We start from the raw sequence: 16560 nt of genomic DNA on the forward strand, positions 1-16560 counted from the left end.
AATGCCTGACCCTCACGCGGGAAGAGCGTCCATACGCGAAAAAAAGCCCGCGGGGTCAGCGGGCAACAAGCACAAAACAGGGATTAAAAAACGCGTTCTTCCAGAGGATTATCCCGGTTAAGCCGCTTCGCCAGCCACGGCGGCAAACGGCCGGCCAGCAGCGTATTGATCGCCTCGCACTGCGCCTGAATCGTCGTCCCGGGCTGCGCTTTCATCGGGTGGATGCGATGGCGGATCAGCCGCGCGGCGGCGGGCCCGCCGATCTCCTGGCAAAACAGCAGCTGACAGTCCTCAATAAGCCGGGCGCGCACTTCGTTGGCCTCCTGCTGGTGGGCGGCGGAGGGATAGCGGCGCAGATCGTGCAGCCAGCCGCCTTGCTCATCGAACGCGTAGATAAAAAACAGTCGTCCCTGGCCGAAATGGCCGTTAATCACCAGCCCATCCTGGGAGCAAAATGCCGCCAGTAGCTGCGGCGTGCGCTGGGCAGGGCGAACGATGCGTAAATGGGCGGGCAGCGCGCCCTGCAGGCTCGCCATCACCCGCGACCAGCGTGCGGGGGACATCACCGCCGTCGCGGAGGGAAAGCTGGCGGCCAGCTGCGGCTGGGTCAGGGTCGCCAGACGCGCTGGCGTCAGCGTCTCGCCGCTCTCCTGCGCCAGCCAGTCGACGATTTGCGCCGGCTGTAGGTCCGGCAGGGACTGAAACAGCGCCAGCATACGCCAGAATAGGGTATCGTTGTCGGGCATCACCAGCTCCTTATATCAAGGTATTGCGCGTCGCGCGCAGGCTTATCGGAAAGACGGGACGTCCCGGCTGCGGATGCACGTAGTAGCGGCGTCCCCCCTCCAGCGAAATCGCGCCGCCCCAGCGTTCAGCGTCGTTATGCTCAATCTGGATCACTCGCGCTTCCAGATCCTGTTTCGCGATATAGGCGTACAGGTCCGCGCCGCGCTCACGGAAAATCACGATGGGCATACTCCCTCCTGGCCCCGCATGACGCGGGGCACCTGATGGTTAACGGACGAGATCGAAGCTGTAATCGGTTTTGCCCAGCTGGCTGGTATCGCTATCCAGTTTCTCCAGCACGGCGTTCACCAGCGTCGTCACAATGTTCATCGCCCCTTCATAACCCCAGGTTGTCTGGCGGTGCAGATGGTGGCGGTCGAACAGCGGAAAGCCGAGGCGGATAAGCGGCACTTCAAAGGCTTTACCCTTCGCCAGGGTATCGCGCTGGATAAACTTGCCGTAGGAGTTGCCGATCATAAAGTCCGGCTGACGGGTGAACATCAGCGAACGGAAGTGCCACAAATCGCAGTTGATAAACACTTCGCTATCGCGCCCGTACGGCGAGGCATCGAGCATTTTCTTCATCGCTTTTTGCCAGCGTTTGTTGGCGTTATGGCTCAGGATCACCGTCGGCTCGCAGCCCAGCTCCAGCAGGAAGCGGGTGAGGCCCATCACGAAGTCCGGATCGCCATACAGGCCAAACTTCTTGCCGTGCAGCCAGGTGTGGGAGTCGAGCATCATGTCAACCAGCCGGCCGCGCTCAAGGGTGAGGGCGTCGGCAATTGGCTTGCCGCTAAGCTGGCTGACGGTCATCAGCAGTTCATCGGTGGCGGCCAGTCCCAGCGGAATGGCGACCTCGGTGGCGGGTTGGTTCCACATCTCCTGCACCACTTTTTTGCTCTTCAGCAGCTGCCACGGCTGCAGGAGTAGCGTATCGATGGCGTCAGGGGCCTCTTTCATCTCCTGCTGCGTGGTGCCGCCGGAATACATCCGGTAGTGGCCGTCGGCGGGCGTGTCGAGTACTTCCGACGGATCGGAGAGCAGGCTGCACGGTACCGCCATCTGTTCCATCATCCGCTTTAATACGCGGAAGTTGCCGAGATAGGTTTCAAAGCCGGTCACCAGATTGAGCTTCGGCAGTTTGCCCGGCTGCCCCTGGTAGTCCGCGGTAAAGGTTTTGGCGAAGCCTTCAAACATGTTATCCCAGCCGGTGACGTGGCTGCCGATAAAGCTTGGCGTATGGGCGTGGGGCACGGCGATGCTGCTGTCGACGAAGCCATCTTTTTTAGCGTTGGCGATAAACGCCTGCAGGTCATCGCCGATAACTTCCGCCATGCAGGTGGTGGACACCGCAATGATCTCCGGTTTGTACAGCGCGCTGGCGTTCTGCAGGCCCAGATTCATATTGTTGTTGCCGCCGAAGACCGCCGCGTCTTCGGTCATCGAGTCGGAGACGCAGGCGATCGGCTCTTTGAAATGGCGGTTAAAATAGGTGCGAAAGTAGGCCACGCACCCCTGAGAGCCGTGCACGTACGGCAGGGTGTTGGCAAATCCCAGCGAGCAAAGCACCGCACCAAGCGGCTGGCAGGCTTTCGCCGGGTCAACGGTCAGCGCCTCGCGCTGGAAGTTCAGCGCTTCATACTCGGCGGTGGTGGTCCAGGCAAAGACCTCCTGCACGCGCTGCGCATCGTGCGCCTCTTCCAGCTGCCGCTTATTGCGAAACAGCTCCTGGTATTCATCCTGTTCGAATAGCGGATAACAGCTATTAATTTTATCAATCGTTTGGCTCATGGTGTTCTCCTCCCGCGCCACAAATCGGTGAACAGACGGGACAGTGAGTGGGCAATCACGCAGACTTCAGCCACGGGGCGGTCAGTTCGTTCCACGCCGGGTTGTTCAGGGTCATATCCATATCGCGGGCGAAAATGGCGAAACCATCGTAGCCGTGGTACGGGCCGGAATAGTCCCACGAGTGCATCTGGCGGAACGGCACGCCCATTTTCTGGAAGATATATTTTTCCTTGATGCCGGAGCCGATTAGGTCGGGCTTCAGCGCCTTAACGAACGCTTCCAGCTCATAGCTGCTGGCGTCATCGAACAGCAGCGTGCCCTCTTTCAGATCCGGCAGGGTGCGGTCGTAGTCATCGTTATGGGCAAACTCGTAGCCGGCGGCGATGATCTCCATCCCGAGATCCTCGTAGGCGCCGATGACGTGGCGTGGTCGCAGGCCGCCCATATAGAGCAGCACCTTACGCCCCTCCAGGCGCGGGCGATATTTGGCGATAATCGCCGCCATCTGCCCCTCATATCTGGCGATCACCGCTTCGGCGTTCGCGCGAATGGTATCGTCGAACTGGTCGGCGATTTTGCGCAGCGATTCGGCGATTTTGGTCGGCCCGAAGAAGTTGTACTCCATCCACGGAATCTGATGTTTCTCCTCCATATGGCGGGCGATATAGTTCATCGAACGGTAACAGTGAACCAGGTTCAGCTTGACGAATGGGGTGTTCTCCATCTCCACCAGCGTGCCGTCGCCGGACCACTGCGCGACCACCCGTAGCCCCATCTCTTCCAGCAGAATGCGCGAGGCCCAGGCGTCGCCGCCGATGTTGTAGTCGCCGATGATCGCCACATCGTAAGGAGTGGTTTCAAACGGCTGTCCTTCGCGATTGTTAAGGATCCAGTCGCGCACCACGTCGTTGGCGATATGGTGCCCCAGCGACTGCGACACGCCGCGAAAGCCTTCGCAGCGTACCGGGATCACCGGTTTATCCAGCGCTTTGCTGCTGGCGTTGGCCACCGCGCTGATATCATCGCCGATCAGCCCTACCGGGCATTCCGACTGAATGGTGATCCCTTTGGTGAGCGGGAACAGCAGCTCCATCTCTTCAATCAGCTTGCTGAGCTTTTTATCGCCGCCGAAGACGATGTCGCGCTCCTGAAAATCAGAGGTGAAGTTCAGCGTGCCGAAGCTATCGACGCCGCTGACCCCGGTGTAGTAATTGCGTCGTCCGGCGCGGGAATACTGGCCGCAGCCGACCGGCCCGTGCGAGATGTGGGCCATATCCTTGATTGGCCCGAATACCACCCCTTTGGAACCGGCGTAGGCGCAGCCGCGCACGGTCATCACGCCGGGTTGTGATTTGCGGTTAGAGATAATGCACTTGCCGACGCTCTCCATTTGCGGATCGCTGACCATCATGTGCTTTCTGCGCTCTTTTCGCGCGGTTTCCGGGAACACCTCCAGGACTTCCTGGATCAGCGCCAGATTACGTTCGCCCGTTGCGTTGGTCATCATAATTGTCCTGTGCTCAGGCCGCGCTTTCTTCGGCGGCGGTTTTACCAATGATGCTGGTGTCTTCCTCTTCCATGATGCCGAACTCCATCAGCAGCGACTCCAGCTCATCCATGGTGCAGGGCGTCGGCACCACTTTCATGGTGTTGTTGACGATCTTCTGCGCCAGGGTGCGGTATTCGTTGGCCTGCTGGCAGGCGGGGTCGTACTCGATCACCGTCATGCGGCGGATCTCCGCGCGCTGCACGATGTTGTCGCGGGGGACAAAGTGGATCATCTGGGTCCCGAGCTTTTCCGCCAGGGCCATAATCAGTTCGTCTTCACGGTCGGTCTGACGGGAGTTACAGATCAGGCCGCCGAGGCGCACCTTGCCGGATTTAGCGTATTTAACGATCCCTTTGGAGATATTGTTGGCCGCGTACATTGCCATCATTTCGCCGGAGCAGACGATGTAGATCTCCTGGGCTTTGTTTTCGCGGATCGGCATGGCGAAGCCGCCGCAGACCACGTCGCCGAGCACGTCATAGAACACGAAATCGAGATCGTCCTCGTAAGCGCCTTCTTCTTCAAGAAAGTTGATCGCCGTGATCACGCCGCGTCCCGCACAGCCGACGCCTGGCTCCGGGCCGCCGGATTCCGCGCAGCGCACGTCGCCGTAGCCAATTTGCAGAACGTCTTCGAGTTCGAGGTCCTCGACCGAGCCGACTTCCGCGGCCATCTCCATAATGGTGTTCTGTGCTTTGGCGTGCAGGATCAGGCGGGTGGAGTCCGCCTTCGGATCGCAGCCGACGATCATCACTTTCTTACCCATCTCCGCCAGCGCGGCGACGAGGTTCTGCGTGGTGGTGGATTTACCGATACCGCCTTTACCGTAAATAGCGCATTGACGCATGGTCATGGTGACTTCTCCTGTTGTTGAGTGTTTGCCAGCAGAGAAGTGCAGGGAACATACCAGCCGTGCCTGTTTATTTATTTTATTGATTTTTATGAGTTTAGATATTTATCGCTGCGCAGGGCGTAAAACAAAACGGCACAATAAGGCGACCAAATGTGGGAAACAGAACAATTGCGCCTGCCGGGGCCATTGTGGCGGTTTGTCGCCTGTTCAACAGCTTGTCGCCCCCTGTGTCTTATTCCACGCAATCTCTCGGCGCGCTGCGCGGCGACTCTCTTCATAACGCGTTGAATTCGCGCTAACTATTCTGTTATCCGCGAGCTGGCACAGGCTGTGCTTGAGGCAACAACTGGGTTTGCCGCTTATTTGAGGCGGCGAAGATGCCTCTCACCTTCGAGGATTGAACAATGTCCGGAAAAATGAAAACAATGGATGGCAACGCCGCGGCGGCCTGGATCTCTTATGCCTTTACCGAGGTCGCAGCGATTTACCCCATTACCCCCTCTACGCCGATGGCGGAAAACGTCGACGAGTGGGCGGCGCAGGGGAAAAAGAACCTCTTTGGCCAGCCGGTGCGCTTAATGGAGATGCAGTCGGAAGCCGGTGCGGCAGGCGCGGTCCACGGCGCGCTGCAGGCGGGGGCGCTCACCACCACCTATACGGCCTCCCAGGGGCTGCTGCTGATGATCCCCAACATGTACAAAATCGCCGGTGAACTGCTGCCGGGCGTCTTTCACGTCAGCGCCCGGGCGCTGGCGACCAATTCGCTGAATATTTTTGGCGATCACCAGGACGTGATGGCGGTTCGCCAGACCGGCTGCGCGATGCTGGCGGAGAACAACGTGCAGCAGGTGATGGATTTGTCGGCGGTGGCGCATCTGGCGGCGATTAAGGGACGCATCCCGTTTGTTAACTTCTTCGACGGTTTTCGCACCTCGCACGAAATTCAAAAAATCGAGGTGCTGGAATATGACCAGCTGGCGACGCTGCTGGACCGGCCCGCGCTCGACAGATTCCGCCGTAACGCGCTGCATCCGGATCATCCGGTCATCCGCGGAACGGCGCAAAACCCGGATATCTACTTCCAGGAAAGAGAGGCGGGTAACCGTTTTTATCAGGCGCTGCCCGATATTGTCGAAAGCTATATGGCGCAAATCAGCGCGCTAACCGGCCGGGAGTACCATCTGTTTAACTATACCGGCGCGGCGGACGCCGAACGGGTGATTATCGCGATGGGATCGGTCTGCGATACCGTTCAGGAAGTGGTGGATACGCTGAACGCGGCGGGAGAGAAGGTCGGGCTGCTCAGCGTGCATCTGTTTCGCCCTTTTTCGCTGGCCCACTTCTTCGCCCAGCTGCCGAAAACCGTGCAGCGAATTGCCGTCCTGGACCGCACCAAAGAGCCCGGCGCTCAGGCTGAACCGCTGTGCCTGGATGTGAAAAACGCCTTCTATCATCACGACGATGCGCCGCTAATCGTCGGCGGCCGCTATGCGCTTGGCGGTAAGGATGTTCTGCCCAACGATATCGCGGGGGTCTTTGATAACCTCAATAAACCGCTGCCGATGGACGGGTTTACCCTCGGGATTGTCGATGATGTGACCTTTACTTCGTTGCCCCCGCGCCAGCAGACGCTGGCGGTCTCGCATGCCGGCATCACCGCCTGTAAATTTTGGGGCATGGGCTCGGACGGCACCGTGGGGGCCAATAAAAGCGCGATCAAAATTATCGGCGATAAAACGCCGCTCTACGCGCAGGCCTACTTTTCCTATGACTCGAAAAAATCCGGCGGCATTACCGTTTCGCATTTGCGCTTCGGCGACCGGCCGATCAATTCGCCCTACCTGATCCATCGGGCCGATTTTATCTCCTGTTCGCAGCAGTCCTACGTTGAGCGCTACGACCTGCTGGATGGGTTAAAGCCGGGCGGGACCTTTTTACTCAACTGCAGCTGGTCCGATGCGGAGCTGGAGCAGCATCTGCCGGTCAGCTTCAAACGCTATCTGGCGCGGGAAAATATCCATTTTTATACCCTTAACGCCGTGGATATCGCCCGTGAGCTCGGGCTGGGCGGGCGCTTTAATATGCTGATGCAGGCGGCGTTCTTTAAGCTGGCGGCAATTATCGACCCGCAGACCGCGGCGGATTACCTCAAGCAGGCGGTTGAAAAAAGCTACGGCAGCAAAGGGGCGGCGGTGATCGAGATGAACCAGCGGGCGATCGAGCTGGGCATGGCCTCGCTGCATCAGGTGACCATTCCGGCACGCTGGGCGACGCTTGATGAGCCCGTGGCGCAGGCTTCAGCCATGATGCCGGATTTCATCCGCGATATTCTGCAGCCGATGAACCGCCAGTGCGGCGACCAGCTGCCGGTAAGCGCGTTTGTCGGCATGGAGGACGGGACGTTTCCTTCGGGCACCGCCGCCTGGGAGAAACGCGGGATCGCGCTGGAAGTGCCGGTCTGGCAGCCGGAGGGCTGCACGCAGTGTAACCAGTGCGCCTTTATCTGCCCGCACGCGGCGATCCGCCCGGCGCTGCTCAACGGCGAAGAGCAGGACGCCGCCCCGGTTGGGCTGCTGAGCAAACCCGCGCAGGGCGCGAAGGAGTATCACTACCATCTGGCTATCTCGCCGCTGGATTGTTCCGGCTGCGGCAACTGCGTGGACATCTGTCCTTCGCGCGGCAAGGCGTTAAAAATGCAGTCTCTTGATAGCCAGCGCCAGATGGCGCCGGTCTGGGACTATGCGCTGGCGCTGACGCCGAAGAGCAATCCGTTTCGTAAGACGACGGTCAAAGGCAGCCAGTTTGAAACCCCGCTGCTGGAGTTTTCCGGCGCCTGCGCGGGATGCGGAGAAACGCCTTATGCCCGCCTGATAACCCAGCTGTTTGGCGACCGGATGCTGATCGCTAACGCCACCGGCTGCTCTTCTATCTGGGGGGCCAGCGCGCCGTCGATTCCCTATACCACCAACCACCGCGGCCACGGCCCGGCATGGGCGAACTCGCTGTTTGAGGATAATGCGGAGTTTGGCCTCGGCATGATGCTCGGCGGCCAGGCGGTGCGTCAACAAATCGCCGATGATATGACCGCCGCGCTGGCGCTACCGGTCAGCGACGAACTTAGCGACGCAATGCGCCAGTGGCTGGCGAAGCAGGATGAAGGCGAGGGCACCCGCGAGCGTGCGGACCGGCTCAGTGAACGGCTGGCGGCGGAAAAAGAGGGCGTGCCGCTCTTAGAGCAGTTGTGGCAGAACCGCGACTATTTTGTTCGTCGTTCGCAGTGGATTTTCGGCGGCGACGGCTGGGCCTACGATATCGGCTTCGGCGGCCTCGACCACGTGCTGGCGAGCGGGGAAGACGTGAATATTCTGGTGTTTGATACCGAGGTTTACTCCAATACCGGCGGGCAGTCGTCTAAATCGACCCCGGTGGCGGCCATCGCGAAGTTTGCCGCGCAGGGCAAACGCACGCGGAAAAAAGATCTCGGCATGATGGCGATGAGCTACGGCAATGTGTACGTGGCCCAGGTCGCCATGGGCGCTGATAAAGATCAGACCCTACGGGCGATCGCCGAGGCCGAAGCCTGGCCGGGACCGTCGCTGGTGATTGCCTACGCCGCCTGCATTAACCACGGGCTGAAAGCCGGTATGCGCTGCAGCCAGCGCGAGGCGAAACGGGCGGTTGAAGCGGGATACTGGCACCTGTGGCGCTATCATCCGCAGCGGGAAGCGGAGGGCAAGACGCCGTTTATGCTCGATTCCGAAGAGCCGGAGGAGAGCTTCCGCGACTTTTTGCTTGGCGAAGTGCGCTACGCCTCGCTGCATAAAACGACGCCGCATCTCGCGGATGCGCTTTTTAGCAGAACCGAGGAGGATGCGCGCGACCGCTTTGCCCGGTATCGGCGGCTGGCCGGTGAGGAGTAGGGGCCGGCGCGCAGGCCTTTAGTTCTCCTGCTGCATGACCTTAAGCAGCGTCTCCAGCAGGCCGGGAAAGCGCGCGTCTAAATCTTCCCGGCGCAGCGAAATCAAATTCTCCCGCCCCTGAGGCCGCTGCCAGATCACACCGCTGTCGCGCAGGACGCGCCAGTGGTGGGTCATGGTCGACTTCGCCACATCCTCATGACGCAGGGCGTTACAGCTCTGCTCGCTGCCGTCGGCAAGGATACGGATAATCTCAAGCCGCAGCGGGTTGCCGAGAGCGAAAAGGACATTTTCGAGGCGAATTTGTTCACGTTCGGGGTGATTGGCGATCATAATATTCCTGTGTCGGCGGCGGCGCAGCTCCGTGAGCAGCAGCCCGTATCGGCGGCTGGCCGGTAATATACCGAAACTGCTTTTCTAAAGCCACGCGGGTCGTCGCAGCTTCACCAATAGTAACGATAGTAAAAATAGTTCGAATATACTCGTACAGTTGTACTATGATAGATGCCGTTATATGAACGGCGGCCAATTCCGGCCGTCTGTTAACAGTCACAATGACTAAGGACGCATCATGCCCCGACCCATCCCCCTCGAACGTTATCGCAACATCGGTATCTCCGCGCATATCGATGCCGGCAAAACCACCACCACCGAGCGCATCCTGTTTTATACCGGGATGAGCCACAAGCTGGGGGAAGTACACGATGGCGCGGCAACCACCGACTGGATGGCGCAGGAGCAGGAGCGCGGGATCACCATTACCTCTGCGGCGGTGAGCTGCTTCTGGCCCGGCATGGACCGCAGCTTCGAGCCGCACCGGATTAACATCATCGATACCCCCGGGCACGTGGATTTCACCATCGAAGTGGAACGCTCCATGCGCGTCCTGGACGGCGCGGTGATGGTTTACGACTCCGTCGGCGGCGTGCAGCCGCAGTCGGAAACCGTCTGGCGGCAGGCGAATAAATACCACGTTCCGCGGCTGGCCTTCGTCAACAAGATGGACCGCCCCGGCGCGGATTTTTTCCGCGTGGTGCAGATGATGATCGATCGCCTGAAGGCCAATCCGGTGCCGATTGCGATCCCGGTTGGCGCCGAAGAGCACTTCACCGGGGTGGTGGATCTCATCAAAATGCGCGCCATTTTATGGGACGACGCCACCCAGGGGATGACCTTCACCTATGCGCCGGTGCCTGACGAGCTCGTGGAAACCGCCCGGCTGTGGCGGGAGAAATTGGTCTCTGCGGCGGCGGAAGCCAGCGACGAACTGATGGACAAATATCTCGAAACCGGTGAGCTGGACGAGGCGGAGATCGTCGCCGGTCTGCGCCAGCGCACGGTGAAGGGGGAAATCCAGGCGGTGCTGTGCGGCAGCGCGTTTAAAAACAAAGGCGTGCAGCGGATGCTCGATGCGGTGGTTGAGCTGATGCCATCGCCGCTGGATATCCCGGCGATTCAGGGCGTGGATGAGAAAGGGCAGCCCGCTGAACGTCATCCGGGCGACGACGAGCCGTTCTCGGCGCTGGCCTTCAAGCTGATGACCGACCCCTACGTCGGACAGCTGACCTTTATCCGCGTCTATTCCGGCACGTTGAAAAAAGGCGATGCGGTGTGGAATCCGGTGAAAGGTAAGAAAGAGCGCATCGGACGCATCGTGCTGATGCAGGCCAACGATCGCCATGAGGTGGACGAACTGCACGCCGGGGATATTGCCGCCTGCGTCGGCCTGAAGGATGTCACCACCGGCGACACGCTGTGCGACCCGGACGCGGTGATTACCCTTGAACGGATGGAGTTTCCGGAGCCGGTGATTTCGCTGGCGATTGAACCGAAAACCAAAGCCGATCAGGAGAAAATGGGTATCGCCCTGCAGCGGCTGGCGGCGGAAGATCCGTCGTTTCGTCTGCATACTGACGAGGAGTCCGGCCAGACGATCGTTTCCGGGATGGGCGAGCTGCATCTGGAGATTATCGTCGACCGCATGAAGCGTGAGTTTGGCGTCGAGGCGAATATCGGGCGTCCGCAGGTGACCTATCGCGAGACGATCCGCAAAACGGTCAAAGAGGTGGAAGGCAAGTTTGTCCGCCAGTCCGGCGGTAAAGGGCAGTACGGCCACGTGGTGCTGACCCTTGAACCGCTGGAGCCGGGGAGCGGTTTTGTGTTTGAGGACGCGACCAAAGGCGGCGTGGTGCCGCGCGAGTACATCCCTTCAGTGGAAAAAGGGCTGCGCGAAGCGATGGGCACCGGCGTGCTGGCGGGTTATCCGGTGGTGGATGTCAAGGCGACACTGACGTTTGGTTCGTATCATGACGTCGACTCCTCGGAGATGGCTTTCCGGATGGCGGCGATATTTGGCTTCAAGGAAGGGGCGCGCAGAGCCGACCCGGTTATTCTTGAACCGGTGATGCACGTGGAAGTGGAGACCCCGGAAGAGTACGCCGGGAATATCATGGGCGATCTCTCTTCCCGTCGAGGAATGGTGCAGGGGATGGAGGAGCGGTTCGGTAGCCAGATTATCCGCGCCGACGTGCCGCTGGCCGAGATGTTTGGCTATTCCACCACGCTGCGTTCAATGTCCCAGGGCCGGGCGACCTATAGCATGGAGTTCCACCACTACGCGGAGGCCCCGCGCAACGTGGCTGAGGCGATTATCGCCAGCCGCGCCAAAGGCTAAGCAACGTTCCCGGGTGCGACGCGAGGCGTCTTACCCGGGCTACGAGTCCAGCTATCGTTTGTAGCCCGGGTAAGGCGTTAGCCGCAACCCGGGAATTTCTGCCAATCAAACAATATCCTGCGCGTACTGCCACAGCGCCTTCAGCTGTGCCAGCTTCTCTTTATCGTCCGCATACTGCTGGTACAGCATCTGCAGCTCATCGGCGTAGGCCTGCAAAAACTCCGGCGTAAATACCTGGCGACGGTGCTCTAACCAGCGCTGCTGCTCGGCTTCATCGAGCGTGCCGGGATAGTTGCGCGCGCGATAGTTGAACAGCAGGCGCTCAATACGTTTATCGGCGAAGGTAATATCCAGCGCCGGCAGGTTGCGCGGCTCGGTTTCGAGCACGATTTTCATCGCCGCGCGGTCGGCATCGCTGAAAAAGCCGTTATACAGCTGCGTATCGACGTTATCGGACGGCACAAACGGCTCCGCTTCGGCAAAAATCGCCACCACTTTCTCGCGTACCTGCGGATTGGCCCGCAGCAGCTGGGCGTTATCCAGACAGCGCTGGATATTGATGCCCAGCCGGTCGGCATCCTGCGGACGCAGAGTGTTTTGCTGCGCCAGCACCGGGCATTTATTCAGGTGGACCAGCTTAATCGGCACCGCGGGCAGGTCGCCCAGCTCGCTTTTCGGCGTATACAGCCGCTCGCGCAGGGTGTCGGCATCGAGCTCCAGCAGGGGAGCGATATCTCCGGCCAGGTCGACCATAATCACCGCGTTACGATTGTCCGGGTGCCACGCCAGCGGGGCCACCAGGCTGGTGTTGCCGCGCGCCGCGCCGAACATGCCGGAAACATGCACCAGCGGTTTGATTTGCGGCACGTCGATCAGCGTCGCCAGCTTGCGCTTGTTGCGGTGGGCGTAGAGATAGTCAAACAGGCGCGGCTGCTGGGTTTTCACCAGCTTCGCCATCGCGATGGTGGCGTAAACGTCGGCCATCGCGTCGTGGGCGTTGCTGTGCTCAATGCCGTTGGCGACGGTCAGATGCTCAAGGCGGAAGCTCGGTAAGCCCTCTTCGTTTTCCGGCCAGTTAATCCCTTCCGGGCGCAGCGCGTAGCAGGCGCGCATCACATCCAGCAGATCCCAGCGGGAGTTGTCGTGCTGCCAGCTCCAGGCGTAAGGATCGTAAAAATTGCGATAAAAGATATTGCGCGTCACTTCGTCATCGAAGCGCACGTTGTTGTAGCCGACGATACAGGTTTTCGGCACCGTGAACAGATCGTGAACGCGGCGGGCGAAAGCGGCTTCGTTGTCCCCCCTGGCGTTCGCCTCCTGCGGCGTTATCCCGGTGACCATGACCGCCTGCGGCTGCGGCAGATAGTCATCGGCGATCCTGCAGTATAAGACTTCGGGTTCGCCGACGATATTGAGGTCTTCATCGGTGCGAATGGCGGCAAACTGCGACGGTCGGTCGAGCGAGGGACTGGTGCCGAAGGTCTCGTAATCGTGAAATAAAAATCCGGGCTGGCTGGCGCTATCTTGCATAATCTGTTCATTATTCCTGGTGGCGAGCAGCCTTCATGGTAAACGATTTGCCGGGCCATCAGAAGGGTATCCCCTTTGTCCCTTGCCGGCGGTGTCATATTTTCTTGCAATTAAACCCTGATTTGAAACGAGAAGTTCCGTAAAAAGGACGGCGAATCTGTCAATTTAGAGGATATGCCGTTGAAAGGCCGTTTGTTTATTGCTGTATCTTTGCTCGCTGCGAGCGTTTCCTGCGCATTTGCCGCCAATGATTTTCCCGTCAACGTGACGCCTCCTTCTATTCAGGCCGGTTCCTGGGTACTGATGGATTACACCACCGGCCAGATCCTGACCGCCGGTAACGAGCATCAGCAGCGCAATCCCGCCAGCCTGACCAAACTGATGACCGGCTACGTGGTCGATCGCGCCATCGACAGCCACCGCATCACCTTTGATGACATCGTCACCGTCGGGAAAGACGCCTGGGCGCAGGGTAACCCGGTCTTTAACGGCTCTTCGCTGATGTTCCTTAAGCCCGGCGATCGGGTCAGCGTACGCGATTTAAGCCGCGGGCTGATCGTTGACTCCGGCAACGATGCCTGCGTGGCGCTGGCGGACTACGTCGCCGGCGGCCAGCCGCAGTTCGTCGCGCTGATGAACAGCTATGTGGAAAAACTGCATTTGCAGGATACCCATTTTGAAACCGTCCACGGTCTGGACGCGCCGGGTCAGCACAGTTCGGCCTACGATCTGGCGGTGCTCTCGCGGGCGATTATTCACGGCGAGCCGGACGTCTACCATATGTACAGCCAGAAGAGCCTGACCTGGAACGGCATTACCCAGCAGAACCGCAACGGTCTGCTGTGGGATAAGACCATGAACGTCGATGGTCTGAAGACCGGCCACACCTCGGGCGCTGGCTTCAACCTGATTGCCTCCGCGGTGGACGGCCAGCGCCGGCTGATTGCGGTGGTGATGGGGGCCGACAGCCCGAAAGGGCGTGAACAGCAGGCGGCGAAGCTGCTGCACTGGGGGCAGCAAAACTTCGATACCGTCCAGGTCCTGCAGGACGGCAAGCAGGTCGGCGTTGAGCGAATCTGGTATGGCGATAAAGAGCAGATTAAGCTGGGGACCGATCAGGACTTCTGGTTAGCGCTGCCGAAGTCGGAAGTCTCGCGCATTAAGGCCAAATACGTGCTGGATAACAAAGTGCTGGAAGCGCCGATAGCTGCCCACCAGCGGGTTGGCGAAATCTCCCTTTACGATGGTGATAAAGTGGTGGCCCACTGGCCGCTGGTGACGCTGGAAAGCGTTGGCAAGGGCGGCGTGCTGTCGCGCTTTAGCGATTACCTGCATCAAAAACTGTAACTTCTCCGCCGCTCCGCCCGGAGCGGCATCTCGTAGCTGTTTGATTATTATGCCGCTTCGGTTGGCGCTTCGTTTACTTTCACTCCATTACCTTACCCGGTCACCCTTCAGGAAAAAGCCTGGCGCTTGTGCGCCATAAATGGAGCTGGGAAGATGAAATACTTTGCGCGTAGTGCGCTTTCTCTGGGACTTTTCGCCGTTTTTAGCACCTCGAGTTTTGCCTCCGGCCTCGTTCTGGCCGATAACGAATTTCGCAATGATTTAGCCTGGTTATCCGACCGTGGAACCCTCTCGTTGAGCCTGTCGACCTGGCCTCTGAGCGAAGAGGAGATTAAGCGCGCGCTGGCCAACGCCCATCCAACAACGTCCGCAGAGCGGGTGGTACTGGGTCGGGTAAATCAGCGATTAAGTGCGCTGAAAGCTGACGTGCGCGTTACCGGCTACAGCTCCACTGATAAGCCGGGCACGCCGCAGGGGTTTGCCCAGTCCTACCCCGCCGACCAGTCGCTTTCTCTCGCCCTGAACAACAGCGGCGAATGGTGGGATCTGCACCTGCAGGGCAATGTTGAAGGCAACAAGCGCATCAGTAACGGCTCAAGCGTGAACGCCAACGGCGCATACGGCGCGGTAAAGCTGTGGAATCAGTGGCTGGCGTTCGGGCAAATTCCGCAGTGGTGGGGGCCTGGCTATGAAGGTAGCCTGATCCGCTCCGATGCCGCGCGACCGATGACCGGTTTTCTGCTGCAGCGTGCCGAACAGCGCGCGCCGGAAACCTCATGGCTAAGCTGGATTGGCCCCTGGCAGTACCAGCTTTCCGCCAGCCAGATGAACCAGTACGCAGCCGTACCGCATACCAAAATCTTCGGCGGTCGCCTGACTTTTTCACCGCTCACCTCGCTGGAGCTGGGAGCCTCGCGCGTTATGCAGTGGGGCGGCGAAGGGCGGCCTTCCTCATTCAGCAGCTTCTGGGACGGCCTGACCGGCAATGATAACACCGGCGACTCGGCCGACGATCCCGGCAACCAGCTGGCCGGTTTTGATTTCAGGCTGAAGCTGGCGCCCACCCTCGGCTGGCCGGTGAGCATTTACGGCCAGATGATCGGCGAGGATGAAGCCGGATATTTACCCTCGGCGCACCTCTATCTTGGCGGCGTGGAAGGGCATCACCAGTGGAACAGCAATGCGGTTAACTGGTATCTGGAAGCCCACGATACCCGCTCGAACATGGGGCGCACCAATTACATCTATAACCACTTTATCTATAAAGACGGCTACTACCAGCAGGGCTATCCGCTGGGCGATGCGATGGGCGGTGACGGGCGTTTATATGCCGGTAAGGTGGAGCTGGTGACCGAAGAGAATCAGCGCTGGAGCGCGCGGCTGGTCTACGCTGAGGTCAATCCGAAGAACCAGCGAATCAATAAAGCCTTCCCGCGCGCCGATACGCTGAAGGGCGTACAGCTGGGCTGGAGCGGCGATGTTATGCCGACGGTACGCCTGAATACCTCCGTGTGGTACACCGACGCTAACCACAGCGCCAGCGACGATGTCGGGGCCAGCATTGGCGTTGAGCTGCCGTTCAGTTTATAACCGGATGGCGGTGGTTTTTTACTCTTCTTGCCGCGCGGATTTGTGAATTGCCGCACATACTATGGCTGATAGTACTGCTAATTTATGTGTATATATATGGGTCTTCCCCGATCATGGTGGGAAGGCTCAGAACGCCATATTCAGCTTCCCATAGTGGAACATCACTCCCAGCTTAAAGCGCTCCCGGTTTCGGTATCCCCTCGCTTTTATCCTCAACAGCCTGATCTTGCTGTTTAGTGCTTCCGCATTTCCGTTTGATACACCGTGGCGCATGGCGTTCAGGATGCCGTACAGCCTTTTCCCTATCGTTTTGGCCGCGTTCTTCATCATGGGGACATCACTGTTAGCCGCCAGCGCCAGCCATCTCTGCCAGTCATCGCGTCTTTCCTCGCTCCATGACCTGTTCCAGATATCCTTTGCCAGCTCTTTCAGCGCCCAGCACTGGCTTGTCAACTTCATCTGTGCACGCAGCCATATCAGCTTTTCCTGCCTGGATTCGGTCATCCACTTATCGCTGTACTGC

Annotated in this window: 12 protein-coding genes; 4 read left to right on the forward strand and 8 right to left on the reverse strand. The window is 59.4% G+C overall.

Annotation, left to right across the window (positions count from 1 at the left end; all coding sequences use genetic code 11):
• Positions 1-83: 83 nt before the first annotated feature.
• Genes HMPREF1144_RS25825 through nifH form a run of 5 tightly spaced genes read right to left on the reverse strand, consistent with a single transcriptional unit; the run spans position 84 to position 4979 of the window.
• Positions 84-746, reverse strand: coding sequence for a NifB/NifX family molybdenum-iron cluster-binding protein (locus HMPREF1144_RS25825; RefSeq protein ID WP_004852394.1), 663 nt, complete (start codon positions 744-746; stop codon positions 84-86).
• 10 nt (positions 747-756) lie between these two features.
• A complete protein-coding gene (gene nifT, locus HMPREF1144_RS25830; protein ID WP_004122392.1) occupies positions 757-975 on the reverse strand; it encodes a putative nitrogen fixation protein NifT in 219 nt (72 codons plus the stop codon).
• A 39-nt stretch (positions 976-1014) separates the two neighbouring features.
• Positions 1015-2577, reverse strand: a complete 1563-nt coding sequence (gene nifK / locus HMPREF1144_RS25835) for a nitrogenase molybdenum-iron protein subunit beta (RefSeq protein WP_004852393.1) — start codon at positions 2575-2577, stop codon at positions 1015-1017.
• A 55-nt stretch (positions 2578-2632) separates the two neighbouring features.
• Positions 2633-4081, reverse strand: coding sequence for a nitrogenase molybdenum-iron protein alpha chain (gene nifD, locus HMPREF1144_RS25840; protein WP_014230022.1), 1449 nt, complete (start codon positions 4079-4081; stop codon positions 2633-2635).
• A gap of 16 nt (positions 4082-4097) precedes the next feature.
• The gene (nifH, locus tag HMPREF1144_RS25845) at positions 4098-4979 is read right to left on the reverse strand and encodes a nitrogenase iron protein (RefSeq protein WP_004852391.1); all 882 of its coding nucleotides are present in this window, start codon (positions 4977-4979) and stop codon (positions 4098-4100) included.
• A gap of 404 nt (positions 4980-5383) precedes the next feature.
• Here nifH and nifJ point away from each other — a divergent pair, with 404 nt between their 5' ends.
• Positions 5384-8899 (forward strand): pyruvate:ferredoxin (flavodoxin) oxidoreductase, encoded by a 3516-nt coding sequence (nifJ, locus tag HMPREF1144_RS25850; RefSeq protein ID WP_009654495.1) that lies wholly within the window; start codon positions 5384-5386, stop codon positions 8897-8899.
• Between the two features lie 18 nt (positions 8900-8917).
• Here the strand turns inward: nifJ and HMPREF1144_RS25855 are convergent, their stop codons facing one another.
• Positions 8918-9229 carry an ArsR/SmtB family transcription factor gene (locus HMPREF1144_RS25855; protein WP_009654494.1) on the reverse strand — a complete coding sequence of 104 codons (312 nt, stop codon included), beginning with the start codon at positions 9227-9229 and terminating at the stop codon, positions 8918-8920.
• Positions 9230-9467: 238 nt separating this feature from the next.
• Here HMPREF1144_RS25855 and fusA point away from each other — a divergent pair, with 238 nt between their 5' ends.
• Entirely contained in the window at positions 9468-11570 is a 2103-nt protein-coding gene (gene fusA / locus HMPREF1144_RS25860; RefSeq protein ID WP_009654501.1) for an elongation factor G, read from the forward strand.
• Positions 11571-11675: 105 nt separating this feature from the next.
• On the opposite strand, the gene sbcB is transcribed toward fusA, so the two are convergent.
• Positions 11676-13100, reverse strand: coding sequence for an exodeoxyribonuclease I (gene sbcB, locus HMPREF1144_RS25865; protein ID WP_009654496.1), 1425 nt, complete (start codon positions 13098-13100; stop codon positions 11676-11678).
• Positions 13101-13280: 180 nt separating this feature from the next.
• Between sbcB and dacD the strand changes: the two genes are divergently transcribed.
• Together dacD and HMPREF1144_RS25875 are read left to right on the forward strand one after the other, a co-directional pair.
• Positions 13281-14447: a serine-type D-Ala-D-Ala carboxypeptidase DacD gene (gene dacD, locus HMPREF1144_RS25870; RefSeq protein ID WP_009654490.1), complete on the forward strand. Its 1167-nt coding sequence runs from the start codon at positions 13281-13283 to the stop codon at positions 14445-14447.
• A 153-nt stretch (positions 14448-14600) separates the two neighbouring features.
• On the forward strand, positions 14601-16037 hold the full coding sequence (locus HMPREF1144_RS25875; RefSeq protein WP_009654484.1) for a capsule assembly Wzi family protein: 1437 nt from the start codon (positions 14601-14603) through the stop codon (positions 16035-16037).
• Positions 16038-16163: 126 nt separating this feature from the next.
• Here the strand turns inward: HMPREF1144_RS25875 and HMPREF1144_RS25880 are convergent.
• Positions 16164-16560 (reverse strand): ISL3 family transposase (locus HMPREF1144_RS25880; protein ID WP_009653798.1); only part of this gene is annotated, 397 nt, incomplete at its 5' end.

It is taken from the genome of Klebsiella sp. OBRC7, assembly GCF_000293135.1.
GTDB lineage: Bacteria > Pseudomonadota > Gammaproteobacteria > Enterobacterales > Enterobacteriaceae > Klebsiella > Klebsiella michiganensis.